This is a genomic window from Geodermatophilus obscurus (assembly GCF_900143215.1).
GTDB classification, from domain to species: domain Bacteria; phylum Actinomycetota; class Actinomycetes; order Mycobacteriales; family Geodermatophilaceae; genus Geodermatophilus; species Geodermatophilus obscurus_A.
This window is the reverse complement of sequence record NZ_FRDM01000037.1, coordinates 1-26,156: the sequence shown is the minus strand read 5'-3', so window position 1 is coordinate 26,156 and position 26,156 is coordinate 1. Positions and strand designations below refer to the sequence as shown.

Sequence of the window (26,156 nt, the reverse complement as noted above, 5' to 3'; positions counted from 1 at the left end):
TCCGCTCAGCGCGTCGGCGACTCGTCCGTCACACTCCTACCCCCTCCCCGTCCTTCTGACGAGGGAGGCGCGGACCTGGTGGCGCTGGTTCGTGCCGGTCGCCTCGGCAGCGGCCCGGTGGTCCTCCGGCGTGCCGCTGTCCCGCCAGACCGGCTCGGCCTGGTCCGGCAGGCCGGCGACCACCGACGGCCCGAGGACGCCACCGCGGCCGGAGCGGAGGCCGGCTGCACCGACCGGCAGAGCGGCAACGGGCACGATGGGGATGCGGCAGCGCGGGAGGAACAGGGCAGCCGTTGCCCACACCGACCACGCGTGGAGGCCGAGGACCGGCAGCAGCGTCATCCGGTCGGCGGCCGGTAGACCTGCGCCAGCGCCGTCCCGTTGGTGCCGGCGTAGTAGCCGCCGACGGCGTAGACCTCCCCGCGCAGGACGGCCACGCCGAGTCCTGCACGGGGCCGGGGGAGGTCGGGTGGACGGGGCTCGGTCGTCCCCTCGACGCAGTGGACCCCGGCGTTGAACTGCCCGTCCGGCTCCTGGCCACCGACCACGCACATGCCCTGACCCGGCACCTGGGCACCCCCAGGAGCGCTGAGTGCGGGAAGCGTCCTGCCCAGGTGCTGCACCCCGGTCCTGGTGACGATGTCGACACTCCCGTAGGTCGCCTCACCGGGAGCACCCCGGATGTCGCGGCCGCCCATGAACCAGACCCCGCCGTAACCGTCGGTCGCTGCAGTGAGCTTCTCCCGCGCAGGCTCCAACTCGCCGGCGGGCGTCCACCGGCCATCCGGAGTCAGGGCCCACACTTCGGCCCGCGCGAGCCCGGCGCGGTCCACGCCACCGGCGAACACGATCCGCTCGCCGTCGAAGGCGGCTGCTCCCGCGCCGCGCGCCTCCGGCAACGGCTGATCCACCTGCCACTGACCGTCGGGGCTGTCGAGTCGGTAGACCGTGTCGGTCGACCCGTCGGCGGCGATGCCGCCCAGCACGTACACCGAGTCGCGGGTCGTGACCGCGGCTGCGTGGTTTAGTGCGACCGGGAGAGCTGGCCCGATCGACCACGAGGCCGTTGCGGGGTCGTACACCTGGACCGTGCTGAGCGGGCCACGGCCGGGCGCAGGATTCACCCCGCCGATGACGAACAACCTGTCCCGATAGGAGGTGACGGCTGCCGCCTCCACCGGTTGTGGCATGTCGGCGATCCTGGTCCAGGATGAGGTGGCGGGAGGCCACACGAGCGCGACCGTGACGGTGACCGCAGCCAGCAACAGCGCACACGCTGCAGCAATGGCAGGCCTCCTGCGGCGACGGAGCCAGTGCATCCACGGGCGCTGCCGACGGCGTGGGCCGGTCCCGCGATAGGGGACCACCACAGGCGGCGGGAGTGCCGGTGCCGTCGGCTCGAGGTCGACCGGTCCGTCCGGGCGCCGTGCCAGGTACAGGGTGCCCGACAGGCTCGCAAAGAGACCGGGTGTCTGGTTGGAGGTCTCCCGTCGCACGTTGTCGTAGACGTAGTCGTAGAGCTCGTCGACGGAGACCCGGCCGTCGCAGTCCCGATCCGCTTCCCCGGTGCTCAGGCCACGCACGATGGTGCCGGTGAAGAGCGACGGGGCAGGAGCCTCCATCGACAGGTGGTGGCCCTCGAAGGCGTACTCCATGGCGTTCGACGCGGTCATCACCACCCGTCCCTGGCCCTGCAGTCGCTCCTGGACGCCGACCGAGAGATCGCCCTTCGTCGCCGACTTCGTGAACGCTCCGCTGTAGCAGCAGTCGAGCAGGAGGATGATCCGGTTGGACCGGCAAGCGTCGACCCGCTCGTTCACGAAAGCCGCCGACACGCCGGTGGACGCCAGGAAGTCCATCTCGGTGTCCGTGCCGGCGAAGTAGAGGGAGCCGTCAACGTCCTTGAGGCCGTGGCAGGAGAAGTAGACCAGTAGGAGGTCGTTGCGTCCGCGTCCTGCCAGGAACTGCTGTAGCTCCCTGGCGATGACCCGAGCAGGAGCGTCGATGACCGTACGGACCTCGAAAGCCGCGATGTCGGGGCGTGCGAGCACCGCAGCGAACTGCTCCGCGTCGGCGACCGGAGCGCGCAGCTGCTGCAGCTCAGGATCCGCGTAGTGCCCCGTGGCCACGATCAACGCCGCGCGCCGGCCGGACTCCAAGGGCATGACCACGCGGTCGGTCCCGCCCGTCACGGCGCTGCCCCCGCTCCGCTCACGGTTATTCTCCGCGATCTCCGTGCCTGTCGAGGAACGCCGCGACGAGCTGTTCCTGCTGCGCCACGGTAGCTCCCTCCAGCGTTAGCGTGTCGTCACCAATGGTGACGCTCACCTTGCGCACCGGCCGCCGGCTGCTCCAGTGGCGGACGACGTCGATCACCCCCTGCAGGGCGACCGGCGCCATCGAGACCGCGAGAGCACCGACCTGCAACGCCTCACCAGCCTTGGTGCCGGTCGGGGCGGGTCCCGCCGTCGCGGGACGAGCGTCGTCGATCCCGTCGACGTCCAGCAGATCCTGCCGGAGGCTGTGGGCCAGCTCGTCCATCTCCTGCGCGTCGGTGTCCGCCGGCCCGGTCACCTCGATCGAGGCGGTCAATGGGCGGTCGCTCATGCCGGGTCCGTCCCTTCCGTGCCCTCATGGGGACATGGGCAGTCCCGAGTGTGGCTCTGTTCTGGTCAGCAGCGCCCGGACCGTAGTGGGGACCCCGTCACCATCACGTCACCGGAGCGAGGTCAGAGCCGGTCGAGCACAGGCCACCCGCGAGTCGGGTCGCCCAGCGGACGCAGCCGCGGACACCTGGAGCATCTGCGCAGGCCTGGCTAGTGGTGCCGTCCCCGAGGTCGTGACCGGTCACGCCAGACGGCATCGCGACCACGATGCTCGGTCGGGGTCCGGGTCGGCTGCCACGACGTCACGGGCAGCGGTCGCTGCGGAGGGGACTCCTCGACGCCTGCGGTACAGGCTTCTCAGCCCGCCGTCGGTGACGCCTGGATCAGGCTGCGCACGATCCCCCCGAGGAGCGCCGCACGGGCCGTCGGGTCCGGCACCTGCTCGATCCCGAATCCGAGCAGCACGGTGTCCTCGGTCGTGATCGTGGCCCCGACCCGGGACTGTGCACGCTCGAAGTCCCCGACGTTCGGCGGGCTGCCCTCGGGCGCACCGGGCACCGCCCACGGCCCCAGGTCGCTCTCGAAGCCCTCCGGCTCGACGGCCGTGCCACCGATTCCCAGCCGCGTCTGGTCCACGAACACCCCGGCCCCGCCGGTGGCCGGGTCGGTGACGTGGCTGATCGCCACCTCGACCTGGCTGCCCGCGTAGGCGGACAGGTCGAAGCCGACCTGCTGCCAGCCCTCCGACGTGCCGGTGATCCGGTTCCACGCCCCCGTGGTCCCGGTCGGCTGGCAGGTGTCGCCTCCGGTGAGGTAGTGCGAGAGGAACGGGTGCAGCTCCAGCAGGGCCCCGGCCTCGCATGCCGTCGGCGGTTCGCTGTCGCTGAGCCCGCCGACCTCCGGCAGCGTCGTCCAGTCGTCGGTGCCGGCGGGGTGGGCCTCGACGATGACGTTGTCGTAGCCGGCCTCCACGTCATGGGACAGCGCGAACTGCAGCGTCGGGGTCTGCGCCGCGGGAACGCCGGTGAGGTCGACGGTCCGGATGAGCCGCATGTACGAGCGGTCCGAGTGCGCCGCCGCGGCGAACCAGTCGCCCTCGTAGGTCTCGAGGTTGCCCGGCGGGCCGCCCCGGTACTCGCCGGACACGGCACTCGCGAACTGCGGGAACTGGCCCGCGGGCAGGACGGCGCTCGTCGGCAGGAACGTCCCGGCCTCGTCGATCGGATTGCTGGGCGTGGCTGCCAGCTCGGTGCTGGTGCCGCTGATCGGCGCGGCCGTCCCGTCCAGGAACTCCGGCGCCGCACGCGGCGACCGGGTGAACGCGCCCAGGTAGTACTGGGTGAAGTCGTCCGCGAGCAGCAGGCAGTCGCCGAAGGGGTCGGCCGTCACCACGCAGTCCTGCTCGGGTGCACCGTCCAGGCCGTAGTAGATGCCGCCGAGCCCCGTGCCCAGCGCGCCGTGGTAGCCCGCCGTCTCACCGGCGAGCGTGAGGGTGCCGCCGCCGTTGAGGTAGTCGCGGACCGCGAGGGTCAGGAACTGCTGCCGCTCGGCGACGGCCGCGTCCTCCAGCGGAGCGCCGAGGACATCGGTGAGGACGTCCTCGGCGTCCTGGGTCAGCCGGTTGTCGCCGAGGTACCAGACCACGCTGTCGAAGTGGCCGAGCACCCCGAGGTCGTGCGGCACTCCCTGGGCGGACACGTCCCACACGGCGGAGTCGATCCCGGCGTCGGTGAGCGCGTCGACGTACTGCTGCGCGTACCGGGGTGCGGTGGTGGCACCCGGCTCGCCGGGGTTGAAGCCCTCGTAGTCCTCGTTGGCCAGCACCAGGACCGATCCGCCGTCGTGTGCCACGGTGTAGCTGAACCGCTCGCTGGTCACCGTGCCGTGGCCGGGTCGCACGCCGGTGAACCACACCTCGACGTCCTGTCCCACGCTCGCTCCGCGGACCTCCCCGCGGAGCTCTGCGTAGTAGGTGTCGCCCTCGTCCCCGTAGCGCTCGCCGCCGGCCCACTCGCGCACGGTCGCGCGCTGTTCGGGCCCGCCGTCGACCCGATAGCGCAGCTCGGGGTCGCGCAGGTCGCGCCGGGCCGTGACGGCGACCGTCTGCGGGGTCCCGTAGGAGACGGCGAACGGGTCGAGCACGAAGTCCGGCACCGTGCGGCCCACGACCGAGACGGGGTCCGAGGGATCCTGCGCCGATCGGGCCACCGCGAGCGCGAAGGGGAGGTTCTTGCCGAACTCCGCCTGGACCAGCGGCTCCGAGTCGGGGAACTCGAACACGCTGCCGCAGGCGGCGGGCTCGAAGGCGTCGCCGGGATCGGCTGCGCTGGCCGTCTGGCAGGTCGCCATCTCGGGCGTGAACGCCAGCGTGCCGTAGGCCTCCTGCGCGTGCTCGGTCGTCTCCCCGTTGGTGGTGTAGAGCTCGGCGGCGATGTCCGGGTCGTAACCGGCCACCGCGGGGGTGGCGTCGTCGCCGGCCAGAGCCTCGTAGACGACGTCGTCGGGCGTCGGGGTGGCGACCTGCCAGCCGGTGCCGTAGAGCAGCAGCTCGGCCGCGGAGTGGTAGTTGACGAGGAACTCGAAGCCGACCCGGCGCAGAAGACCGTCGAGGGCCTGCGTCTCGGGTTCCGACGACGGCGCCGGGCCCCGGTGGATCTCGCTGTCCGGCAACGGGGACGAGCCCTCGTCGTCGTAGCCCCAGCGGGTCGGGAAGTTGCGGTTGAGGTCGACGCCGTCGACCTCGGTGATCACGCCGTCACCGTCGTTGTCCCGCAGGTTCTTGCGCCACAAGCGGTCGGTGGAGAACGTGTGGTCGTAGCCGTCCGGATTCGCCACGGGGACGAACCACAGCTCGGTGCGGTCCAGCAGACCGCGGATCTCCTGGTCGGTGCCGTAGCCGTCGAGCACGTGGCGCATCAGCCGCCGGGTCATCTCCGGGGTGATCCACTCGCGCGCGTGCTGGGCGGAGGCGTACAGGACGGCGGGACGCTGTCCGTCCGGCAGCCGGGCGGCACCCGCCGTGACCTTGAAGGCCAGGATCTCCTGCCCGGTGACGGATCGGCCGATCACGACCTGCTCCACCAGGTCCGGATGCGACTCCGCGAGCGCGACGAACTCCTCGCGCAACCCGCCCGCACCGCTCCACGGACGGAAGACGCCGGCCGTGGCCGCAGAGGTCTGCGCGGCGGCCGTCCGGGCCTGCAGCGGGACGCCCTGCGCCATCAGGTCATCCGCCCTGCGCTCGCCGAGCACGAGCTCCACCCGTACCGAACCAGGGGCGCCGCCGGGCGCGGTCAGCACCTCGCGGCGGTCGAGCCCGCTGTCCAGCACCAGGGCCAGCTGCTCGGGCGTCAGGTCGCCCGTGTAAGCGCCGGGCCCCCCGCCACCGGCCGGCGGTGCGCCGGTGGCGGCGGTCGGCGTGCCGACCACCAGCCCCAGCGCGAGCAGCAGGATCGTGAGGAGGGCGGCGACGGGCCCGCCGGAGGAGCGCTCAGCCGCACGGACCATGTCGACCGTCCAAAGCTCGTGGCAGGGGAGCGGCACAGACTGCCCTGCATGACGCGCGCACGGCAGCCCCCACGTCCCACCTCGGCGCCCGCGCCCGGGTGAGGCGGGAGCGGGTCCGGGGCGTGCTGCCGCAGCGGTCATATCCGGTCACACTGCGTGGTGAGTGGCGCTGGGCTCGGGCTCCGGCGCCGTCTCCGTCCCTCGGCCGGCGCGCTGCCCGGCCGACTGCGGTGATCGCTGAGCGGGTGTCCGAGGAGGCGTTCCGAACACCGCTTCGCTCGAAGGACGTGCCGCTACGGTGCCGCAGTGGCGATCGCCCCGGTCGGCCGCGGAGCCCGGTCCACCACCGGCATCGCCGAGCTGCCCCTCGGCGTCGCCGTCGAGATCGAGGCCGTCGTCCGCGTGGTGACGTGCGGGAGTCCGGCGTATCGATGCCCACCAGCGACGACCCGGAGGACACGTGCTGCTCGAGACCATGACGTCCGCAGAGATCCAGACGGCACTCACCGAGGGACGACGCGACGTCGTCGTCCCGTGCGGAGCCGTGGAGCAGCACGGCCGCCACCTGCCACTCGACGTGGACGCCGTGCACGCCGAACGCCTGGGCGAGGAGGTCGCCGAGCGGCTCGGGACGGCGATGGTGGCCCCGACGATCCGCGTAGGGGTGTCGCCGCACCACATGAGCTTCCCGGGGACGATCAGCCTGCAGCCGGCCACGTTCGAGGCCGTCTGCACCGAACTACTGCCTGAGCCTGGCCGCGCACGGTTTCCGCACCATCCTCTGCTTCTCCGCGCACGGCGGGAACTTCGCGCCACTGGCCGAGATGGCGGAGCGGCTGGACGAGCGCGTGGGTCCGGAGTGCCGGGTGATCGTGTTCTCCGACCTGCACGGCCTCATCGAGGTCTGGCGATCGGCTGTCGTGGACGCCGGTGGGGACCCCGGCCACGTCGGCGGGCACGCGGACGTCGCCGAGTCCTCCGTGTACTCCTACCTGCGACCCGGCGCAGTGCGGACCGACCAGCTCGCCCGCGGCTACACCGGGCCCGTGGACGACGAGGTGTTGCAGCGCCTGTTCACCGGCGGGATCCGAGCCCTCTCGGACACGGGGGTCCTGGGCGACCCGCACGGGCTCTCCGACGCCATCGGGGAACTCTGCGTGCAGCGGGTGGCGGACATGATCGCCGCTCACTTCACCCACCGGATGCAGGCCGGCGCGGGAGAGTCGTGACCGGCGACCACGCACCGACCAGGCCGATGGCGTGCGTGGCAGGAGCCCGGCCGCAGCCGCGCACGGTGGGCTGCCGGTCGCGTGGAGCGGGCTCCGGTCGCTGGCCGAGGAGGTCCGGGCGGAGGGAGGGGAGGCGTGCGCCGAGGTCGCGGACGTCACCGAGCCTGCCCAGGCGCAGCGGGTCGCGCAGCGCCTTCTCCGTCCTGATCCCCGCCCCCGCCGCCGCCGCCGTCGCCGACGCCTTCGACCGCCGATCCGAGAGGCAGAGCCCATGACGCAGGACACCGCGGGAGATCCGCGGCGACGCCCCAACATCCTCGTGCTGTGCATGGACCAGTGGGACGTGCACATGGACCTGCCCCCGGGCGTGGACCTGCCGGCCATCCAACGACTGGTGGGGGCCGGGGTGAGCCTGGGCAACCAGTACTGCACGGTGCCGCAGTGCACCCCGTCCCGGGCCACGATGTGGACCGGCCGGCACGCCAAGGACGTGGGCCTCTGGGACAACACCAACTTCGCGTGGACCGACGTCCTGGACGAGGCGATCCCCACGGTCGGCACCATGCTGCGGGAACACGGGTACTACACCGCATTCAAGGGGAAGTGGCACCTGTCCCACCCCGCCCGTTCGACGGAGGCGCTCGAGGGCTACGGCTTCTCCGACTACCAGGCCTGGGGTGACAACTGGGGCGGACCGCTGCACGGCGCGCAGCTCGACGGCACGGTCGCCTTCGAGACCGTCGACTGGCTGCGCCACAAGCGCCCGACCGACCAGCCCTGGTTCCTGGTCTCCTCGATGGTCAACCCCCACGACATCATGTTCCTGCGCGCGGGCGAGGACGAAGAGGCGCACGTCAACGGCGCGCTGGCCCCGCTGACCCACCCGGCCCAGGACCTCGGCTTCTTCCGCGAGTACGACGTCGAACTGCCTGCGAACTTCTCCGACGACCTCGTCGGGCAGCCGTTCGGGGTGCGCTCCTACAAGCGCAGCGTCGAGTGGAACTACGGCCGCATCCCCGACGGTCGCGAGGATCTCTGGAAGGCGCGCCGGACCTACCTGATCAACTGTCTCCGGCTGGTCGACCAGGCGTTCAAGCAGATCCTCGACGAGCTCGACCGCCAGGACCTGTGGCGCGACACCGTGGTGGTGTTCACCTCCGACCACGGTGAGATGAACGGCGGGCACCGCATGACCCAGAAGGGAGCCATCCCCTTCCAGGAGGCGTCCATCGTGAACATGACGGTGGTGACGCCGGGGGAACCCAGTGGTGTCCATTCGGACGCCGTCGGATCCCACCTGGACCTGGTCACCACCTTCCTGTCGTGGGCCGGTGTGGACCAGACCGAGCTCCGGGAGCGCTACCCGGCACTGAAGGGTCGAGACCTCCGCCCCGTGTTCGAGGACCCCGGGCGCGCGGTCCCGCCGCGCGGCTCCACCTCCGATCCCGGAGACGGCGCCCTGGTCAGCTGGGACGGACTCAACATGCTCGACCCCGAGTGGGCCGTCCAAGGCGCTCTGGGGGAGCTGGCCCAGCTGGGGAACGGCCCGGACAAGACGCTCGAGGACTGCCGGCGGGCCGGGCAGACCTACGGGGCGCCGGACATGGACAAGCGCACCTTCTTCCGAGCGGTGTCCGACGGTCGCTACAAACTCGTGCGCTGGTTCTCGCCGACCCAGTACGACACCCCCCGGACGGTGCAGCAGCTGCACGCCACCTCCGACGTGGCGCTCTACGACCTCGTGGACGACCCCGGCGAACTGCGCAACATCGGGGATCAGGACCACCCGGACTACGACGAGGAGCTCGTGGCGTCGATGCTCGGCAAGCTCGTGCACCTCGTCGACTCCGAGTTGGGCGAGGACGAGTGCCCCTTCGACCTGGATCTGTTCGGCACCCGGGAGGTGCGCTACCACCTGGAGGACGTCGAGGCCGGCGCCCCGGCCGGAGGACAGCCGGCCGAGCCCGGGCCGGCGAACCGGAGACAGCAGGAGCACGGGTCCTGAGCTCGGCAACGCACCGGATGGCGGTGCCGCCGGGGATGGTGCCGATCCCCGGCGGCACCTCTCCCATGGGTTCGGAGGACTTCTACCCGGAGGAGCGCCCGGCCCACCCGGTGCGGGTGTCGCCGTTCCTGCTGGACCGTGCGCCGGTGACCGTGGCTGCGTTCGCGCGGTTCGTCGAGGCCACCGGCTACGTCACGGTGGCCGAGCGGACGCCGGATCCGCGGGACCACCCCGGCGTGGATCCGCGGGTGCTGGTGCCGGGCGGGCTGGTCTTCACCGGCTCCGCCGGCCCGGTCCCGTTGCGGGACCCGTCGCGGTGGTGGTCCTGGGTGCCGGGCGCCTCGTGGCGATCCCCCGAAGGACCCGGCAGCACCGTGCTCGACGACCGCTCCGACCATCCGGTCACCCAGGTGTCGTGGGAGGACGCGCAGGCCTACGCGCACTGGGCCGGACGGCGGCTGCCGACCGAGGCCGAGCACGAGTCCGCGTCCCGGGGCGGCGCCGGCGACACGGTGTACGCCTGGGGCGGCGAGCGGTGCCCGGGCGGCCGCCACCTCGCCAACACGTGGCAGGGCCCGTTCCCGTACTGGAACACCGGGGAGGACGGGTGGCCGACCACCTCACCCGTCGGCACCTATCCGGCCAATCCCTACGGTGCGGTGGACCTGATCGGCAACGTGTGGGAGTGGACCGCCGATCGCTGGACCGCCTCCCACCCCGGGGCGGTCGCCTCCCCGTGCTGCGTGCCCGACGACCCCCGCCGTCCGCACACGGGCCCGGAGCACCCGCGGGACGCCTTCGTGGTCAAGGGCGGATCGCACCTGTGCGCACCGGAGTACTGCCTGCGCTACCGGCCCGCCGCCCGGCAACCCCAGGAGCGCGACTCCGCCACGACGCACATCGGGTTCAGGTGTGCGCTGGACATCGGCTAGGACCCGCCCATCTCCTGGTGGCCACGATGCGAGGACGGGGTGACGGCCGTGGTCGTCGCATCCACGGTCGGCTTCCCATCGCCTCGTCCGAGGGGCGACTCGCTCCGCGCGCACACGGCTGCGCGCTCGCTGCTCGCCGATCTGCTCGCCCCTTCTCGAGCGCCCCAGCCGTCGTTGCCCTCACCGGTTCCGGCCGTCTTCACTCAAGCGGACGACCGGCCGGGAATCCTGCGCCCTCGCACGCGTTGACATGAGCGAGGTACCGACGACGAGACCGAGGCCGGTCGTCCGGCGTCGACTTCCTCGGTCCGTGATCACCTGCCCAACCCCGGCGGCTCCAGGTCCCCCTGAGCCCGCTGAGGCCGGCGGCGCCGATCGTTGGAGATCCGCAGGTCGGCTGGGCGTGCGGAGGACCAGGCCCTCGCCCCGGGGCACGGTGCGCCCCGTCCGCGGGACCGTGCGGCATGCTGCCCGCGGCCACCGAGGCCGGCATTCCAGAGGAGGAGTTCGTGGCACGACCAGGCCCGCGCAAGGCGCGCGTTCGCCGGACCGCCCCGCGGAACCAGCGACGGGTCCGCCCCCGTGGCGACGTCGTCGTGGTGCTCGCTCGAGCCGTCCGTGAGGTCGAGGCGGCCACCCAGCGCGGCCGTGTGACGCCTGCCGTGCGCACCCAGTTCCAGGCCGTCGCCCTGCTGCTGCGCGAGGAGCGCGCCCGCGTCCAGGCCGAGGCGTCCGGCAGCGACAGTCGTCGGGCCGAGCAGCTCAAGCGACTGGACGGCATCGCGACCATCCTCGCGACGACCGCTGTGCGAGACGCTGGGTTGCTGGCGCTGCTCGCCGAGGACGCCGTCGCCTCCGATGCGGCCCGGGCGCTCAAGCGGGACATGCTGCGGGCCGCCGGCGTCGAGCCGGCGCCCGAGGAGGCCCCGCCGACGGAGACCCCGGCTGCGCCCGCGACTCCTGAGCGCCGCGTCGTGCCGCAGTCGGTGCTCTCCCGGCAGATGGCCAACCCCTTCCTCGCACCCGACTTCTCCGCTGCTCGGGAGCGGACCGCCCGTCCGGGCCGCCTGGCCGGCTGGGAGCTGATCGGCCCGCTCCTCAGCTCCTTCGAGCGCGCCGGTGGCGGCGACTCGGCGTGCATGCGCCTCCCCGCGCCGTCGTCGCGGGGCGCGGTGGAGGGTCTGGCGCTGATGCCGCACCAGGCCCAGCTCGTCGCCGCGGCCGCGGCCGGTCACCGGAGCTTCCTCCTCGCTGACGAGCCGGGTCTGGGCAAGACGGCCCAGGCGCTGCTCGCCGCGGACGCGGCGAACGCCTACCCGCTGCTCGTGGTCGTGCCGAACGTCGTCAAGACCAACTGGGCCCGGGAGGCCGGCCGCTGGACCCCCCACCGCGCGGTAACCGTGGTCCAGGGCGACGGCGACACGATCGACGGCTTCGCCGACATCATCGTCGTCAACTACGAGGTGCTCGACCGCCACGTGGGTTGGCTCGGCGACCTGGGCTTCCGCGGGATGGTCCTCGACGAGGCCCACTTCATCAAGAACAGGACGTCCCAGCGCTCGCAGCACGTGCTGGAGCTCTCGGACCGCATCCGGTCCCGCACCCCGCGGCCCCTGCTGATGGCCCTCACCGGCACCCCGCTGATCAACGACATCGAGGACTTCCGTGCCATCTGGCAGTTCCTCGGTTGGATCGACGACACCAAGCCGCTCGGCGAGCTGATGGACGCGCTCGAGGACACCGGCCTGACGCCCGCCGACCCCGGCTTCTACGCCGTCGCCCGCCGGCGCGTGATCGACCTCGGGATCGTCCGCCGGCGCAAGGTCGACGTGGCCGCCGACATCCCCGCCCGCCGCATCGCCGATCTCCCCGTCGAGCTGGACGGGCCGGCCGGCCGGTCGATCCGGGCGGCCGAGCGGGAGCTCGCCCGCCGGATGGTGGCGCGGTACGAGACCGCGCTCGCGAACCGCTCGGCCGCCGCCGTGGTCGGGGGCATCGACCACGACCTCGTGCGTCGGGTGGCGCGGTGGGAGCTCAAGGACGCGACCACCGCGCAGGCCGGCGAGAACGTGTTCAGCATGGTGCGGCGTATCGGCCAGGCGAAGGCCGGCCTCGCCGCGGACTACGCGGCGCAGCTGGCCCGCAGCGCCGGCAAGGTCGTCTTCTTCGCCAAGCACGTCGACGTGATGGACGCCGCCGAGGACACCTTCGCCCGGCAGGGGGTCCGGTTCTCGTCGATCCGTGGCAACCAGTCGCCCGCGTCGCGGCAGCGGAACATCGACGCCTTCGTCGACGACCCGGAGGTCGCCGTCGCGGTCTGCTCGTTGACCGCGGCCGGCGTGGGCCTGAACCTGCAGGTCGCCTCGAACATCGTGCTCGCCGAGCTGTCCTGGACCGATGCGGAGCAGACCCAGGCCATCGACCGCAGCCATCGCATCGGTCAGACCGAGCCCGTCACCGCGTGGCGCATCATCGCTGCGCAGACCATCGACGCCCGGATCGCGGAGCTGATCGACAGCAAGGCGGGGCTCGCCGCCCGGGCGCTCGACGGGTCGGACGAGGAGGTCCCGTCGTCGGCCGACGTGCAGCTCGAGGCACTGGTCACGCTGTTGACCGAGGCGCTGTCGGCCGTGCCGCAGTCAGGCGCGGCCTGACCGACGTGCGCTGAGCAGGGACGAGTCGAGCAGCGACGGAGCCCCTCGCGGTCGCCCGACCGCGGGGGGCTCCGGTCCGGGGGCCCGGGGGGACGTGGGCACCGCGCCGTGGAAGCCGTCCACCGCCGGCTCCCGAGACACCGGTCGGCGACGCGACGCCCGGCCGGTTCTACGCTTCGCGCCGAACCGCAAGGAGGGCCCGTGCGCACCCTGCTCCGCAACTTCCGGAACTTCGCCTTCTCCGGCAGTCTCGTCGACCTGGCCGTCGGCCTGGCGATCGGGGTGGCCTTCGCAACGGTCGTCGAGTCACTGGTCGGTGACGTCATCCTGCCGCTCGTGGCAGCGATCTTCGGCCAGCCCGACTTCGACGCCCTCGTACTGACGGCCAACGGCGCGGAGATCCGCTACGGGTCCTTCCTGACCGCCTTGGTCTCGTTCCTGCTCCTGGCGGTCACGATCATGTTCCTGGTGCAGGCCATCCGGCGTGCCACCGGCCGCGAGACCGCCGGCGCGCAGGGCAACAGGGAGTGCGACCACTGCAAGAGCTTCATCCCGGTGGACGCCTCGGTGTGCATGTTCTGCACCCGGGACATCGATCCGATCGTCCGCTGACCCCGCCCACCGGGCTCGAGAGGGGGCGAGCCGTCTCCCCACGTGGGCCGCTCCGCCCCGGTGAGCGTCGGAGGTGTCGAGCCCGGGGAGCTGCGGGGAGGCGGCCTCACCACGAGCCAGGTGCCTCGCGTTCGTCCACCCGCGACCTCCGCCGTCTTGCTCGTCCGCCGGCCACGCCTTGCTTCAGACGGCGTCGACCATGGTTGCGAGCTTGCGGGCGGCGTTGCAGTTCCGGATGGTCACGTGGGAGTAGAGCTCGGTGCCGATCAGCTTGTGCACCGCGCTGCGACCGATGTGGGCGCGATCGACTCGCGACAGGATCGCTCCAGCGCAATACCGGGCGTCTTCGTACTCGGGATCGAAGCGGAACTCCTCCAGCGCCTTCGGGGACGCTCGCTCGGGCAACAGGTACAAGACGTTGCACGATGATCGTTCGTTCCGCGCCCAGTCGCCGGGCAGTGCGGCGGCGATCTGCTTGACCGTCGATCCCGGGAGCACCAGCACCCGCGCGGGGAACCCGAACTCGGTCTCGAATGCCGCCTCGAGGTCCTGGGAGAGGACACCCGCGTGCCGACGCGGCGACTCGAACACGACGTTGCCGCTGTTGATGTAGGTGCGGACGTCGGTGTGGCCGACCTCCTGGAAGACCTCTCTCAGGCGCGCCATCGGTACCTTGTTCCTGCCGCCGACGTTGATGCCGCGCAGAAGCGCCACGTACCGCATGCGTTGTGCCCCCTTCCGCTCCGACCGTCCTCCGTGGCTCTGGATCAGCTGCGGACTGCGGCCACCGCCTCGATCTCGAGCAGCGCGCCGGGCGGTCCGACGTCCGACACCTCGACCACCGTGATCGCGGGCGGGGCGGCGTCGCGCGGCCAGAACTCGCCGAAGGCCGAAAGGCCCGCGAGGACCTCGGCGCCCTCCACGTAGAAGATCGTCCACTTCACGACGTCCGTCACGGCGGCGCCTGCTGCCTCGAGGCACGTGCGCAGGTTGGCCAAGGCCTGCCGGCTCTGCTCGGCCATGCCGGCGCCCACCACCGTGCCGTCCGGTGCGACGCCGTTCTGGCCGCCGACGTAGATCGTGTCGGCACCGGCCGGCACGCGGACGACCTGACTGAAGGCGGGGCTGGAGTGCAGCTCTGGGGGGTTGATGTGCCTGACCGCGGTCATGGCGAGACGGTAACCGGTTATACTGGTTAGGTGCAACCAGGGTCACCGGCCGATCTCCGTCGTCGCTTCCGCACCGGCCGCTCCTGCCTCGACCTGGTGCACACGGGTGGCGAGGGCGCGCTGGCGCGGTTCGAGATCGTCGACGACCCGGACGATCTCGGTCGCCTGTTGGGCGTGATCCTCGGGCTGCCTCCTCTGCCTGCGACCGAGGCCGATCTGGCGGCGATGCGGCCGCTGCGCACCGCCCTCACCCGCATCGCCTACGGCCTCGCCGAAGGCTCCGCACCCATCCCGATCGACCCGCCGCACCCCGATGACATCGCGACCGTGAACGCAGCGGCGGCCGTCCCTCCGCTCGTACCAGCGCTGCGCCCGGACGGCGGCACCACCATCGTCGCGCCGACCACCGCCGCCGCGCTGTCCAGCGTTGCCCGCGACGCGGTCGACCTGTTCAGCAGTGCGCTCGCCCGCCGGATCCGCGTCTGCGCCGCCGAGAACTGCGGCCTGCTCCTGCTCGACACCAGCCGGCCGGGCCAGCGCCGCTGGTGCTCGATGGAGACGTGCGGCAACCGGGCGAAGGTCAGGGCGCACCGGTCGCGCTCGTGACGTCGGGGAGCAGCGGCGACGGCTGCGCGGACCGCTTCGGCCCCGATCGGAGCCGTACGCCTGGCTCGACGACATCATCTGTACCGGCTACGGCTACCTCGTGGACGGCGGCGTTGCGTACCGGGTCCACCAGATCCTGTAGCGACCCACGCATTCGGCTGCAGACCTCGCTCGTCGAATCGCTCGGCACGGCATCCGGGCCTGATCCGGGTCCGTGACGTCCTGTGGCAGTCAGCGGACCTCGGCCCGCACCGCCCTGTCGACGAGTTCCTGCACGAGCGCCACAGCCACCTCGGCCGCGCGTTCACCGCCAGGGTGCGCCGCGCTGGCATAGAGACCCTCGATGATCAGCCAGACCCGCTCGCCGAGGGTGTCCGGGTCCGCGGCGCCGGCCTGGCCGGCGAGTTGCCGCACCAGATCGCGCACGCTGCTCAGATAGTCGGCCGTCACCGCGACCGCGGGATGCCCACGGTCGGCCAGCTCGGCGTCACAGATCCGGTAGGGGCACCCGCGGTACTCGGGGGAGGCAGTCTGCTCGGCGGCGATCCGAGCCAGTGCCACCAGCTGCCCGGCGGGGTCACCGGCCAGCGGCGTCAGTTCCTGCTCGAGAAGCCGGTCCCACAGACCGCGCCGGCGGTCGAGGTAGGCCGCGACCAGCTCGTCCTTCCCGCCGAACTCGCGGTAGAGCAGGCTCTTGCCGAGGCCGCACTCGTCCACGATCTGCTGCACGCCGATCGCGTTCACGCCGTGGGCGTAGAACAACCGGTCCGCGGCATCGAGGATGCGTTCGCGGGTGTCCGGTGCCGGTCGACGTGCCATGGAGACCTCCCGCGAGAAATATAACGGACCGATCGGTCCATCTCATTGACGTAGACCCCCGACCTCCCTCAGTGTAGGGACCGATCGGTCCCGGACCGTTCGGTCCCTGTCGGGAGGAGATCACCGTGATCTCGACCGCTGCAGTGCCGACAGTGCTTCCTCGCACCCGGCTCGTCCTCGCCGGGCTGTTCCTCGTCGCGTTCGTGATGGGCACCGCCGAACTCGTGGTCGTCGGTGTGATCGACGTGGTGGCGGCTGACCTGCAGGTGTCGGTCGCCGCAGCGGGGACCCTCGTGACCAGCTATGCCATCGGGTTGGCCGTCGGCGGGCCGCTGCTCGCGGCCGTGACCATCCGGATCCCGCCACGCGCGCTGCTGCTCACCGCGACGGTGACCTACCTCGCCGCCACCGTCCTCGCCGCTGCGCTGCCCGGTTTCGCCGCGGTGCTGGTCGCCCGGGTGCTCCTCGGCGCGCTGCACGGCCTGATCGTGGGGGTGGCGCTCACCGTGGCGACGTCGATCGTGCCCGCCGAGCGAGCGGGACGCGCCATCGCGGTCGTGCTCGGCGGGATCGCCGTCGCCGCGGCCGTCGGCGTGCCGCAGGGCACCCTGGTCGGTCAGGTCTTGGGCTGGCGGGAGACGTTCCTGGTCACTGCCGGGCTCGGCGTACTCGCGCTCGGTGTGCTGGCCGACTCGGTTCCACCCGTCGCGGCCTCCGCCGCCCCGGCCCGCGCGCAGCTCCGGCACGCGCTCGCGCCTCGGGTCCTCCTGGTCCTCTGCTTCGGGCTGCTGCTGTTCGCCGGCCAGTACGCCGCGCTCACCTACCTCACGCCGTTCCTCGCGGCCCGCAGCGGCGTCTCCGGCGCCGTGGTGGGCGTGTTCCTGCTCGCCTACGGTGTGGCCACCGCGGTCGGTGTGCTCGGTGGGGGCCGGTTCGCCGATCGCGCGGCGAGCCGGACGATCCTGGCCGGCAGCGTGCTGCTCGTCGTGGTCCTGGCCTCGCTCTACGTCGTCGGCAGCGTCCCTGCACTCGTCGTCCTCGCGCTGCTGGCGTGGGGGCTGATCGGGTTCGGCCTCGTCCCCTCGGTGCAGCACCGCGTGCTCGACCTGGCCGGCGAGGGGCGCGCACTGGCCGCCACGCTGCCCGCGTCCGCGATCAACATCGGGATCGCCACCGGGTCGCTGGTCGGCGGCTGGGCGCTGACCGGTTACGGAGCTTCGGCTCCCGTGGTGGCCGGGGCGGGGCTGTGCGCGCTCGCTGTGCCACTGGCCTGGCTGGCCGGTCGACTGCCTGAGGCCGGTCCGGCGCCGAGCGGCGATGCCGCGGTCGAGGACTCCGAGCCGGTCGGTCCGGCGGACGGTCGCATCCCCGTGGCACGGGCGAGCGAGCCGGACGTGCGCGACGGCCCTGGCGCGAACGGCGTCTCCGCCGGGCGCCCGGAAGGCCTGGGCCGACTGTCGGAAATCGCAAGCGGACCGCCAGAGGCGGCGTTTCGACCGGGTGCGGGGAACGTGCCCCGCGGAGCCCGGTTCCAGCAGGCGACAACTGAGGAGTCCCCATGGTCCATCTGCCCTGGACGACCGTAGACGTGCGGCAGGGGCCGGCTCTCGTCATGGCCTCGGAGTTCCACCTCACCCAGGTCAGGCGCACGCCGTCCTTCCTGCTGGACGCGCTGCGGATCCGCCGGCAGGTCATGACTGCGGACGGCGCGCTGGGAATCGCGCTCGAGGCCCGGCCCCTCCACCGGACCTTCCGGACGATGTCGGCGTGGCGGGACCGCGCGGCGCTGGATGCGTTCGTCCGGGCCGAACCCCACCGGACGACGATGGTTCGGCACCGCACGGGGATGGCCGCGTCGCGCTTCGTCTTCTGGGCGACGGACGAGCTGCCGGTGAGGTGGCCTGACGCTGTCCGGCGGCTGGCCGACGACGAGCCCGACGGGCCGCCCCCAGGTGCGGTTCCGTGAACCGCCGCCACCCGTCGGTCGGGGGACTGCGCACGGACGTGGCGCAGCCATGACGAGCCCTCCTGGCTCCGGACGACCCACCGGGGAGTGCAGCGATGGCACGGGAGCAGGGAACGTGAACACCTCAGCGGCCTTCCGCGCCCCGGTCGGTGGAAGGGACCGCGTCGCCGAGCCTGCGCACCCGCCCGGTGTGCCCGCGCTCCGACGTGGACCGGCTGTGCGCGTGCGCGGGCTGGTCAAGCGCTACGGCATGCGCACCGTGGTCGACGGTGTCGATCTGGACGTGCGTCGCGGGGAGTGCTTCGCCCTGCTGGGGCCGAACGGGGCGGGCAAGACCACGACGGTGGAGATCATGGCCGGGCTACGCCGCCGGGACGCCGGTGAGGTGACGGTGCTGGGCGAGGATCCCGCGGTCGCCAGCCGCCGGTGGCGGGACCGGATCGGCGTGGTGGGTCAGCGAACGAGCGCCGGCGACGCGCTCACCGTGGCCGAGACGATCGCTCACTACGCGCACTACCACGCTCTGGTCCGCGACGGCGCCGAGCTGGTCGACGCGGTGGGTCTGACCGGGACGGCGCACACCCGGGTGGACCGGCTCTCCGGGGGGCAGCGCCGGCGGCTGGAGGTGGCTCTCGGCGTCCAGGGCCAGCCGGAGCTGCTGTTCCTCGACGAGCCGACCACGGGTCTCGACCCGGCCGCGCGCCGGCAGTTCTGGACCCTGGTCGAGGAACTGCGCAACGCCGGCACGACGGTGCTGCTGACCACCCACTACCTCGACGAGGCCGCGCATCTCGCCGACCGGGTCGGGGTCATCGTCAACGGCCGGTTGGTGGAGGTGGCCCCACCGGACCGTCTGGGTGCCCGGCTGCGACGCGAGGCCACGGTGCGCTGGACCGAGGACGGCATGCAGCGCGAGGTGGTCACGCCGACCCCGGCTGCGCTGCTGCGCCGCCTGCTCGCCGCCGCGACGGAGACGGAGGTGCCCGGCCTGACCGTCACCCGCCCCGGGCTGGAGGAGGTGTACCTGCGGCTCATCGCCACCACGCCGACCCCGGGCCCGGTGCGCTCGGGAATCGGCCGAGGTGACTCCCGATGACCGCCGCCGCGACCGACGAGCCGGTCGGCCGACGCCCCGCCCCGCCGAGCGCGGCGCGCATCGGCCGGGCCCGCGTCGGGCTCGAACTCCGGTTGTTCCGCCGCGATCCCGGACAGGTGGCGTTCTCCTTCGCGTATCCGGTCGTGATGCTGGTGATCTTCGGCTCCATCTTCGGCGAGGAGGAGGTGGCACCCGGAGTCGGCTCCCACCAGTACTTCCTCGCCGGCATCGCCGCGACCGGGGTCATGCTGACCAGCTTCCAGAGCGTCGGCACCGCCATCGCCGAGGAACGGGAGCGCGGCGACCTCCTCCGGCTCCAGACCCTCGGCACTCCGGCGCTGGCGTACGCCATCGGCAAGGCCGGCCAGGTGGTGGTCGCCACGGCCGCGCAGTTGACGCTGCTCCTCGGTGTGGCCGCGCTGGCCTACGACGTCCCCCTGCCCGAGGACGCCGGACGCTGGGCCACCTTCGCCTGGGTCGTGCTGCTGGGCATGCTGGCCGGCACGGTGCTCGGCATCGCGGTGTCGTCCTTCGTCGGCAGTGCCCGGGCGGCGGGCGCCGGGATCCCGGGGTTCGCCGTCGTGCTGCAGTTCTTCTCAGGCGTGTTCATCGTCTTCTCCGAGCTGCCGGGGTGGATGCAGCAGGTGGCCGCCGTCTTCCCGCTGAAGTGGATGACCCAGGGCATGCGGTCCGTCTTCCTGCCGGACGACGCCGCCGCCATCGAGCCGACCGGCACGTGGGATCACGGATCCACCGCCTTGGTCCTGGCGGCCTGGCTGGTCGCCGGCGTCCTCGTCTGCGTGCGCACCTTCCACTGGCGCGGGGACGACCGATGAGCGGCGACCGGGGAGTGCCGGACCGATCGGCGGCCACGCCGCGGCCGCACGCGGCTCGACGCCTGGCCGGTCCGGGCCCTACGCGTTCTGATTCTCCCTGGGGAGAGGAGGGCAGTCGTGCGGATGCTGCTCCGATTCGTGAAGGGGCTCGCCGCCAGGGTGCTGTACTGGGCGGACGAAGAGCCAGCCCCGTCGGTCGACGTGCAGCTGGAGGCGCTGGTCGCGTCGCCGACGGATGCGCTTCGGGCGTCCTCCCGGGCGGGCACAGCCTCCCCGGTCGGCCACTGACGGACGTCGGTGTCGCCTGGCTGAGGACGTCGGGCCAGTGCGGACGTCGGGACCGCCTCGGTGGCAGGCTCTTCGGTGCGCGTAGCCGTCACGGCGCCCGAATCGCGTCCCGGAAGCGTGCAGCTTGCCGCCGACCGACGTCGCCGGAGTCGATCGGCTCGGGGCGGTGCCCATCGCCTGAGGCGGCCCGACTCGGGGTCGCCGCTGCCCTCTGAGCACCGGCCGCGTAGTGCTCGTGGAACAGCATGGCGGTCAGTTCGGGCCGGCTGCGGACGCCCAGCTTGCCGAAGACCGCCTTGACGTGGTCGCGGACGGTGTACGGGGACAGCCACAGCGTGGCGGCGATCTCGGCGGTCGACAGGCCGCGCACCAGCATCTCGGTGATTTCGCGCTCCCGGGGCGTCAGCTCGTGGGCCGCCACGATGAGGGGCACCAGTTCGGCGCGGTGGGCCTGCTCGACGACGACGGCGGTGGTGGGCTGCCGGGATGCGACCGGGCGCAGCCGGGTCCCGTGCAGCACCAGCCAGTGCTGCGACGGCACCCGGACCCGCGCCCGCGCGGGGAGTCCGGGGCGACCGGTGTCGGCGAGCGACCGGGCACGCCGGGCCACCTCGTAGACCACCGGCGGGAGCTCGAGGCCCTCGTCGGGCAGCTCCGCCAGCCAGTGGACGGCGTCGTCGGACACGGCCTCGACCGAACCGTCGTCCTGGAGCACCACCAGGCCGGGGGCTCGTCCGGGCGCAGCGGAGCAGGCGCTGTCCAGCAGCAGCGCGCTGCGCAGGCCGTCCCCGATCTCCCCGCAGACGGCGGTGAGGAACGCGGTGTCGTCCGGACCGAAGGCCGGTTCGCCGGCTGCACGGGCCAGGCACACCTGCCCCCATGCGGCACCGCCGGAGCGGAACACCGCGCGGAGTTCGTCGCCCCAGCCGTTCGTGGCGTTGATGGTCCGGTACCGGGCGCTGCGGTCCAGTTGCCCGCCGGTGGTGGCCGACAGGGTGAGCGCCGCAGCCGGGGAGCGGGCGACCAGGGTGAACGGGATGAAGTCGGCGCCGGTGAGCTCGTTCTCGATGAGCTGCAGGTGGGTTGCGGGGTCGACGTCCACCGCGAACCCGCTGGTGCCGAGCAGGGTCGCGGGATCGGTCAGCTGCCAGCCCGCGGACACGTACGGCACCGCGGCGCGGACCCGCTCGGCGACCTGCTGGAGCAGTTCAAGGGGAGGCAGACCGCCCGCGCACAGCCGGGTGATGGCGCTTCTCGCGGCACGCCGGGCCGAATCCGCCGGGACGAGTCCCACTCCGGCAACGGTCCGCCGCTCCGGTGGTGGTGTCCACCCCGCCCGGCGGGATGGCCAGAACCCCCGCAGGTGCGGGATGGCCCGCGCGCGGTGGCTGCTCCCACGCTGAGCACCGACGGGGACGGATCAGTCGAGGAGGAACCGTGGTCGAGGAACGTGAGCCCGTGCTGGTCGTCGGAGCCGGCCCGGCCGGGCTGGGCACCGCGGCCGAACTCCAGCGCCGCGGGATCCCGGTGACGGTGCTGGAGCGGGCCGACGTGCTGGCAGCGCCCTGGCGCGGTCGCCACGACCGGCTCCGGCTGAACACCAGTCGCCCGTTCTCCCAGCTCCCTGGCCTGCGGTTTCCGCGCGGCGCCGGCATGTTCCCGAGCCGCGACGACATGGTGCGGTACCTGGAGGCCTATGCCGCCCACCACGGACTCGACGTCCGCCTCGGCACGCCGGTGCTCCGGATCGATCCGGTCGGACCCGAGGACGACGGCTGCCGGCCGCGCCACCGCTGGGTGGTGCGCACACCTCGCGGCGAGCTCGTGGCCTCCGACGTCGTCGTCGCGACCGGCCTGCTGCAGGTTCCGTTCATCCCCGACTGGCCTGGCCGCAGCCGGTTCCTCGGCGACCTGGTCCACGCCGCCGCCTACCGCAACCCGGCCGGTTTCCAGGGCCGCGACGTGCTCGTCGTCGGAGCCGGCTGTTCCGGGATGGAGATCGCCGCGGAGTTGGCCGACGGCGGCGCCCGACGGGTCCGGCTCGCCGTCCGGACGCCGCCCAACATCCTGCTGCGCTCGATCGGCGGTCTACCCGGTGACCCGGCCGCGATGCTGCTGCTCCGTGTCCCGCCCCGGGTGGCCGACGCCCAGATGGCGCTGCTGCGGCGTCTCGTCGTCGGCGACCTCACCGGTCACGGGCTCCCCGCCCCTGTCGAGGGCCCGTTCCAGCGCCTGGCCCGCACCGGTGAAGCCCCCGCCGTCGTCGATCGGGACGTCCTGACCGCCATCAGGGCCGGCCGCCTCCAGGTGGTCGCGGGCGTCACCGCGCTCGACGAGCGCGGTGCTCAACTCGCCGATGGCAACCGGGCCGACGTCGACACCGTCATCGCCGCCACCGGGTACCGCACCGGGCTGGCACCCCTCCTCGGCCACCTCGGTGTCCTCGACGACCGGGGGCGTCCGCTCGGCGCGACCGCCGGCCAGACCCCGGCAGGTCTGTGGTTCATCGGCTTCCGTGCCGGACCGGGCCAGATCGGCGCAGTCGGCGGCCAGGCTCGACGCCTCGCCACGGCCATCGACCGCCGGACCGGACCAGGCCGCCGCTGGACGTCCCACCGCGACCACCCGTCGACTCGCGAGGGCGCAACCGGTCGGCAACTGCCCAGTCCTGCAGCGCAGTCGGAACTGCCGCCTGAACCGGCTCCGGTCGGCAGCCGGTGAGTGTCGTCCCATCCCGTCGGTGAGCACGTCGAACACCTGCGCCGGCATCCACCTCCAGAACGTCCTCATCTGGCCGGAGGAACTTCCACCAGCCAGCCCGAGATCAACGAGAAGAGAGAATGCGATGAGCTTCATCCAGATCGTCGAGATGCGCAGCAGGGACATCGAGGAGTTGGAGGCCCTCTACGAGAAGTGGGAACGGGCCACTGAAGGAACGGCCACCCTCCGACGTTCGATCCTGACCCGGGACCGAAGCGATCCCCACCAGGTGACCGTCATCGCCTTCTTCGACTCCTACGAGGCGGCGATGCAGAACTCCCGGCTCCCCGAGACCACCGCGTTGGCCGAGAAGGCCGCCGCGTTGGCGGAAGGTCCCCTCGCCTTCCGTGACCTCGACGTGCTCGACGAACATCCCGGAACGACGCGGGTGTCGCCCTGATCGGCGGGGTCACGCACTGCCGCAGAACGGGCCTGCCCACCCGGGGCTGCCAGGGCCGTCGGCTCCTGATGTCGACCGGGCGATCGGCGCCGACCGCTCGGTCGGCGTCAGGGCGCCAGGACCGCCGATGCCGGCCAGCGGCGGCCGAGGTCGTGCCTGAGTGCGGTCCTGCCTGAGTGCGTACGGCCCCACCCGACCGTGACGGCGCCTCAGATCGTGGCGCAGGTCGCAGGTCAGCGTGAGCCCGGTCGGACCGGCGCCGACGACGAGGACGTCCGTGCTGGTCGTCATGGTCGTCACCTCTCCGCGGGCTGGGGCCGGCCGGCGACGAACTCCCGCCAGGTGCGGCCACCGCTGCGGTTCCCCGGGACGAGGTTCGCGCCGGCTCGCAGGGCGGCGGCGAACGCGCCGGCCAGGGGAGTTCGAGGACCGGCCGTCGACGCGGTGCCTCGCACATGCGGTCCCGGACGAGGTCGACCATGGGGAACACGTCCGGTCCGCCCAGGTCGGGCAGCCTGCCCACCGGGCCCGCGACGACGGCGTCGGCCGGTCGCCCGGCGACCTCGTCGACGTCGATCGGCTGGACCCGCCACCCGCGCGGCACGAGTACGACCGGCAGCTCGGTCATGCGGTCGAGCAGCTGCAGCACGAAGCCGTGGAACAGGGTGGTGCGCAGGACGGTCCACGGGAGCCCGGACCGCCCGATCGCCTCCTCGGCGGCCAGCTTGGACCGGTAGTAGTCCGTCGGGACTCGGTCGATGCCGACGATGGAGACGTGGACGACGTGCGGTCGGCCGGTGTCGCAGGCGGCCTCCAGCAGCCGCTCGGTTCCTTCCACGTCGACCGTCCGGGACCTCCGCGGGGTCCGTGGCGCAGTGGACGATCGCGGTGGTCCCGGCCACCCCATGGCGCAGACCGGCTCCGGTGCTCAGGTCCGCCACCAGGAGCTCGGCGCCGGGCACCGGCGGCGCGGCCGGGCTCCGGGTCAGGATCCACACCGTGTGGCCGTCGGCCGCCAGGGCGCGGACCACCCGGCGCCCGAGCTGTCCGGTGCCGCCGGTGACGAGCACGCTGGTCATCGCACATCCCTCCGTCAGGGCTGGTTGTGGGCTCGCCCGGGCCGGTTTCGTCCCACGCGAGCAGGCTCAGAGCTGCGCGTCGGGGTGGTCGCAGCTGCCGCTGTGACGACGGGGCAGCGATGGTCCGGCACGTCTCGATTCAGTCGTCGGACGATCGCGCTCGGGTCAAGCCCGCTGGCGTGGTGTGTGACGGCTACCGCGTGATCTTCATGTCGGTCAGGCGCTGAGCGCCGGAAGGGTCGGGGTGGTCACCTCCTCGGCGCCGGTGGAGGTGGTGTGCTCGGTGACCGGTCGCATGCGGCTGCGGGCGAGGACGTCGAGGCCGAGGTAGCGGCGGCCTTCGGCCCACTCGTCGTGCTGCTCGGCGAGCACGGCGCCGACCAGGCGGATGAGAGCGTCGCGGTCGGGGAAGATGCCGACCACGTCGGTGCGCCGGCGGATCTCCCGGTTGAGCCGCTCGGAGGGGTTGTTGGACCAGATCTGCCGCCAGACCTCCTTGGGGAAGGCGGTGAAGGCCAGCACGTCGGCCCGCGCCTGCTCGAGGTGCTCGGCCACCCGCGGCAGCTTGTCGGCCAGCGCGTCGAGCACCCGGTCGAACTGGGCGTGCACCGAGGCGGCGTCGGGCTGGTCGTAAACCGAGTGCAGCAACGCTCGCACCCACGGCCAGGACGCCTTCGGCGTCGCCGCCATCAGGTTGGCCGCGTAGTGCGTTCTACAGCGCTGCCAGGCCGCCCCGGGCAGGGTCGCGCCGATCGCGTCGACCAGCCCGCGGTGCGCATCGGAGGTCACCAGCGCCACGCCGGTCAGGCCGCGGGCGGTCAGGTCGCGGAAGAACGCCAGCCAGCCGGCGCCGTCCTCGGCACTGGTGACCTGCAGGCCGAGGATCTCCCGGTGCCCGTCGGCGTTCACCCCGGTGGCCACCAGGGCGTGCACGTTGACCACCCGGCCGCCCTCGCGGACCTTCAGGACGAGGGCGTCGGCGGCGAGGAACGTGTACGGGCCGGCGTCCAGCGGCCGGTGCCGGAAGTCGGCCACCTGGGCGTCGAGGTCCTTGGCCATCTCGCTGACCTGCGACTTCGACAGGCGGGTGATGCCCAGGGACTCCACCAGCTTCTCCATCCGCCGAGTGGAGACCCCGAGCAGGTAGCAGGTCGCGACCACGGTGGTCAGCGCCCGCTCCGCCCGGCGGCGGCGCTCGAGCAGCCAGTCGGGGAAGTACGAGCCCGAGCGCAGCTTCGGAATGGCGACGTCCAGCGTGCCGGCGCGGGTGTCGAAGTCCCGGGACCGGTAGCCGTTGCGGGTGTTGACCCGCTCGGCCGAGCGGGCGCCGTACTCCGCACCGCAGACCGCGTCGGCCTCGGCCGACATGAGGGTGTTGATGAAGGTGGTCAGCATCTGGCGCAGCAGATCAGGGCTGGCCTGGGCCAACTGCTCGTCCAGAAAGCGGGCAGGGTCGATACTGCTCGGAGCGGTCATCGCGTCGAACTCCTGGGGCTGTGAGAGGTATCCAGAAGATCACGCGGTGGCCGCCTTCACGTACGGGGCCCGCTGCTCACCGGGGCCGTCGCACACCACCTTGGTGGACGCCACTC

The 26,156-nt window shown here is 72.6% G+C and carries 23 protein-coding genes and 1 pseudogene; 14 read left to right on the top strand and 10 right to left on the bottom strand.

Annotated features, from left to right (window positions below; all coding sequences use genetic code 11):
* Positions 1–36 precede the first annotated feature (36 nt).
* The 4 genes from BUB17_RS21145 to BUB17_RS21130 all read right to left on the bottom strand — a co-directional run bounded on the left by BUB17_RS21145 (position 37) and on the right by BUB17_RS21130 (position 6,113).
* The gene (locus tag BUB17_RS21145) at positions 37–342 is read right to left on the bottom strand and encodes a hypothetical protein (protein WP_072920651.1); all 306 of its coding nucleotides are present in this window, start codon (positions 340–342) and stop codon (positions 37–39) included.
* A complete protein-coding gene (locus tag BUB17_RS21140) occupies positions 339–2,165 on the bottom strand; it encodes a caspase, EACC1-associated type (protein WP_244277411.1) in 1,827 nt (608 codons plus the stop codon). The genes BUB17_RS21145 and BUB17_RS21140 overlap by 4 nt, the downstream gene beginning before the upstream one ends.
* A gap of 52 nt (positions 2,166–2,217) precedes the next feature.
* The gene (locus BUB17_RS21135) at positions 2,218–2,607 is read right to left on the bottom strand and encodes an effector-associated constant component EACC1 (protein WP_083606489.1); all 390 of its coding nucleotides are present in this window, start codon (positions 2,605–2,607) and stop codon (positions 2,218–2,220) included.
* A gap of 356 nt (positions 2,608–2,963) precedes the next feature.
* Entirely contained in the window at positions 2,964–6,113 is a 3,150-nt protein-coding gene (locus BUB17_RS21130; protein ID WP_072920649.1) for a M14 family metallopeptidase, read from the bottom strand.
* A gap of 475 nt (positions 6,114–6,588) precedes the next feature.
* Between BUB17_RS21130 and BUB17_RS28645 the strand changes: the two are divergent.
* From BUB17_RS28645 to mscL, 6 genes and pseudogenes are all read left to right on the top strand, one after another.
* Positions 6,589–6,846, top strand: a pseudogene (locus BUB17_RS28645) (creatininase family protein); the annotation flags it as partial.
* A gap of 13 nt (positions 6,847–6,859) precedes the next feature.
* Positions 6,860–7,342 carry a creatininase family protein gene (locus tag BUB17_RS27995; RefSeq protein WP_348537054.1) on the top strand — a complete coding sequence of 161 codons (483 nt, stop codon included), beginning with the start codon at positions 6,860–6,862 and terminating at the stop codon, positions 7,340–7,342.
* A gap of 271 nt (positions 7,343–7,613) precedes the next feature.
* The gene (locus BUB17_RS21120; RefSeq protein WP_072920648.1) at positions 7,614–9,347 is read left to right on the top strand and encodes a sulfatase-like hydrolase/transferase; all 1,734 of its coding nucleotides are present in this window, start codon (positions 7,614–7,616) and stop codon (positions 9,345–9,347) included.
* A gap of 35 nt (positions 9,348–9,382) precedes the next feature.
* Complete coding sequence (locus BUB17_RS21115; RefSeq protein ID WP_083606492.1) at positions 9,383–10,279, top strand: formylglycine-generating enzyme family protein; 897 nt, start codon at positions 9,383–9,385, stop codon at positions 10,277–10,279.
* 509 nt (positions 10,280–10,788) lie between these two features.
* The gene (locus tag BUB17_RS21110) at positions 10,789–12,933 is read left to right on the top strand and encodes a DEAD/DEAH box helicase (RefSeq protein WP_072920658.1); all 2,145 of its coding nucleotides are present in this window, start codon (positions 10,789–10,791) and stop codon (positions 12,931–12,933) included.
* Between the two features lie 201 nt (positions 12,934–13,134).
* On the top strand, positions 13,135–13,545 hold the full coding sequence (gene mscL, locus BUB17_RS21105; protein ID WP_083606488.1) for a large conductance mechanosensitive channel protein MscL: 411 nt from the start codon (positions 13,135–13,137) through the stop codon (positions 13,543–13,545).
* A gap of 183 nt (positions 13,546–13,728) precedes the next feature.
* On the opposite strand, the gene BUB17_RS21100 is transcribed toward mscL, so the two are convergent.
* Together BUB17_RS21100 and BUB17_RS21095 are read right to left on the bottom strand one after the other, a co-directional pair.
* Positions 13,729–14,268 (bottom strand): DUF1697 domain-containing protein, encoded by a 540-nt coding sequence (locus BUB17_RS21100; protein WP_072920646.1) that lies wholly within the window; start codon positions 14,266–14,268, stop codon positions 13,729–13,731.
* A gap of 44 nt (positions 14,269–14,312) precedes the next feature.
* Positions 14,313–14,714, bottom strand: a complete 402-nt coding sequence (locus BUB17_RS21095) for a RidA family protein (RefSeq protein ID WP_072920645.1) — start codon at positions 14,712–14,714, stop codon at positions 14,313–14,315.
* Positions 14,715–14,744: 30 nt separating this feature from the next.
* Here BUB17_RS21095 and BUB17_RS21090 point away from each other — a divergent pair, with 30 nt between their 5' ends.
* Positions 14,745–15,320 (top strand): CGNR zinc finger domain-containing protein, encoded by a 576-nt coding sequence (locus BUB17_RS21090; RefSeq protein ID WP_072920644.1) that lies wholly within the window; start codon positions 14,745–14,747, stop codon positions 15,318–15,320.
* 231 nt (positions 15,321–15,551) lie between these two features.
* Here BUB17_RS21090 and BUB17_RS21085 read toward each other — a convergent pair whose 3' ends face one another.
* Complete coding sequence (locus tag BUB17_RS21085; protein ID WP_072920643.1) at positions 15,552–16,139, bottom strand: TetR/AcrR family transcriptional regulator; 588 nt, start codon at positions 16,137–16,139, stop codon at positions 15,552–15,554.
* Between the two features lie 125 nt (positions 16,140–16,264).
* On the opposite strand from BUB17_RS21085, the gene BUB17_RS21080 reads away from it, so the two are divergent.
* The 5 genes from BUB17_RS21080 to BUB17_RS27075 all read left to right on the top strand — a co-directional run bounded on the left by BUB17_RS21080 (position 16,265) and on the right by BUB17_RS27075 (position 20,325).
* Positions 16,265–17,725: an MFS transporter gene (locus tag BUB17_RS21080; RefSeq protein ID WP_141243135.1), complete on the top strand. Its 1,461-nt coding sequence runs from the start codon at positions 16,265–16,267 to the stop codon at positions 17,723–17,725.
* Entirely contained in the window at positions 17,698–18,105 is a 408-nt protein-coding gene (locus BUB17_RS21075) for a DUF3291 domain-containing protein (protein ID WP_072920641.1), read from the top strand. Before BUB17_RS21080 ends, BUB17_RS21075 begins: the two co-directional genes overlap by 28 nt.
* 217 nt (positions 18,106–18,322) lie before the next feature.
* Positions 18,323–19,201, top strand: a complete 879-nt coding sequence (locus BUB17_RS21070; protein ID WP_244277408.1) for an ABC transporter ATP-binding protein — start codon at positions 18,323–18,325, stop codon at positions 19,199–19,201.
* The gene (locus BUB17_RS21065) at positions 19,198–20,037 is read left to right on the top strand and encodes an ABC transporter permease (RefSeq protein WP_072920640.1); all 840 of its coding nucleotides are present in this window, start codon (positions 19,198–19,200) and stop codon (positions 20,035–20,037) included. The genes BUB17_RS21070 and BUB17_RS21065 overlap by 4 nt, the downstream gene beginning before the upstream one ends.
* A 117-nt stretch (positions 20,038–20,154) precedes the next feature.
* Positions 20,155–20,325 (top strand): hypothetical protein, encoded by a 171-nt coding sequence (locus BUB17_RS27075; RefSeq protein ID WP_175561442.1) that lies wholly within the window; start codon positions 20,155–20,157, stop codon positions 20,323–20,325.
* 88 nt (positions 20,326–20,413) lie between these two features.
* On the opposite strand, the gene BUB17_RS21060 is transcribed toward BUB17_RS27075, so the two are convergent.
* A complete protein-coding gene (locus BUB17_RS21060; protein ID WP_141243134.1) occupies positions 20,414–21,619 on the bottom strand; it encodes a helix-turn-helix transcriptional regulator in 1,206 nt (401 codons plus the stop codon).
* A 143-nt stretch (positions 21,620–21,762) separates the two neighbouring features.
* Between BUB17_RS21060 and BUB17_RS21055 the strand changes: the two genes are divergently transcribed.
* Positions 21,763–23,046 (top strand): flavin-containing monooxygenase, encoded by a 1,284-nt coding sequence (locus tag BUB17_RS21055; RefSeq protein ID WP_072920638.1) that lies wholly within the window; start codon positions 21,763–21,765, stop codon positions 23,044–23,046.
* A gap of 19 nt (positions 23,047–23,065) precedes the next feature.
* Positions 23,066–23,485 carry a hypothetical protein gene (locus BUB17_RS21050; RefSeq protein WP_208983552.1) on the top strand — a complete coding sequence of 140 codons (420 nt, stop codon included), beginning with the start codon at positions 23,066–23,068 and terminating at the stop codon, positions 23,483–23,485.
* Between the two features lie 296 nt (positions 23,486–23,781).
* Here BUB17_RS21050 and BUB17_RS28640 read toward each other — a convergent pair whose 3' ends face one another.
* Both BUB17_RS28640 and BUB17_RS21040 read right to left on the bottom strand, forming a co-directional pair.
* Positions 23,782–24,564 (bottom strand): SDR family oxidoreductase, encoded by a 783-nt coding sequence (locus BUB17_RS28640; protein ID WP_141243133.1) that lies wholly within the window; start codon positions 24,562–24,564, stop codon positions 23,782–23,784.
* A gap of 216 nt (positions 24,565–24,780) precedes the next feature.
* A complete protein-coding gene (locus BUB17_RS21040) occupies positions 24,781–26,040 on the bottom strand; it encodes an IS256 family transposase (protein WP_072920636.1) in 1,260 nt (419 codons plus the stop codon).
* Between the last annotated feature and the right edge of the window lie 116 nt (positions 26,041–26,156).

Coding starts and splice junctions, on each gene's coding strand:
- BUB17_RS21130 (WP_072920649.1), bottom strand. CDS start 6,113: ATGGTCCGTGCGGCTGAGCGCTCCTCCGGCGGGCCCGTCGCCGCCCTC.
- BUB17_RS21135 (WP_083606489.1), bottom strand. CDS start 2,607: ATGAGCGACCGCCCATTGACCGCCTCGATCGAGGTGACCGGGCCGGCG.
- BUB17_RS21120 (WP_072920648.1), top strand. CDS start 7,614: ATGACGCAGGACACCGCGGGAGATCCGCGGCGACGCCCCAACATCCTC.
- BUB17_RS21140 (WP_244277411.1), bottom strand. CDS start 2,165: ATGCCCTTGGAGTCCGGCCGGCGCGCGGCGTTGATCGTGGCCACGGGG.
- BUB17_RS21065 (WP_072920640.1), top strand. CDS start 19,198: ATGACCGCCGCCGCGACCGACGAGCCGGTCGGCCGACGCCCCGCCCCG.
- BUB17_RS21085 (WP_072920643.1), bottom strand. CDS start 16,139: ATGGCACGTCGACCGGCACCGGACACCCGCGAACGCATCCTCGATGCC.
- BUB17_RS21040 (WP_072920636.1), bottom strand. CDS start 26,040: ATGACCGCTCCGAGCAGTATCGACCCTGCCCGCTTTCTGGACGAGCAG.
- BUB17_RS21100 (WP_072920646.1), bottom strand. CDS start 14,268: ATGCGGTACGTGGCGCTTCTGCGCGGCATCAACGTCGGCGGCAGGAAC.
- BUB17_RS21145 (WP_072920651.1), bottom strand. CDS start 342: ATGACGCTGCTGCCGGTCCTCGGCCTCCACGCGTGGTCGGTGTGGGCA.
- BUB17_RS21115 (WP_083606492.1), top strand. CDS start 9,383: ATGGTGCCGATCCCCGGCGGCACCTCTCCCATGGGTTCGGAGGACTTC.
- BUB17_RS28640 (WP_141243133.1), bottom strand. CDS start 24,564: ATGACCAGCGTGCTCGTCACCGGCGGCACCGGACAGCTCGGGCGCCGG.
- BUB17_RS21075 (WP_072920641.1), top strand. CDS start 17,698: ATGGTCCATCTGCCCTGGACGACCGTAGACGTGCGGCAGGGGCCGGCT.
- BUB17_RS21095 (WP_072920645.1), bottom strand. CDS start 14,714: ATGACCGCGGTCAGGCACATCAACCCCCCAGAGCTGCACTCCAGCCCC.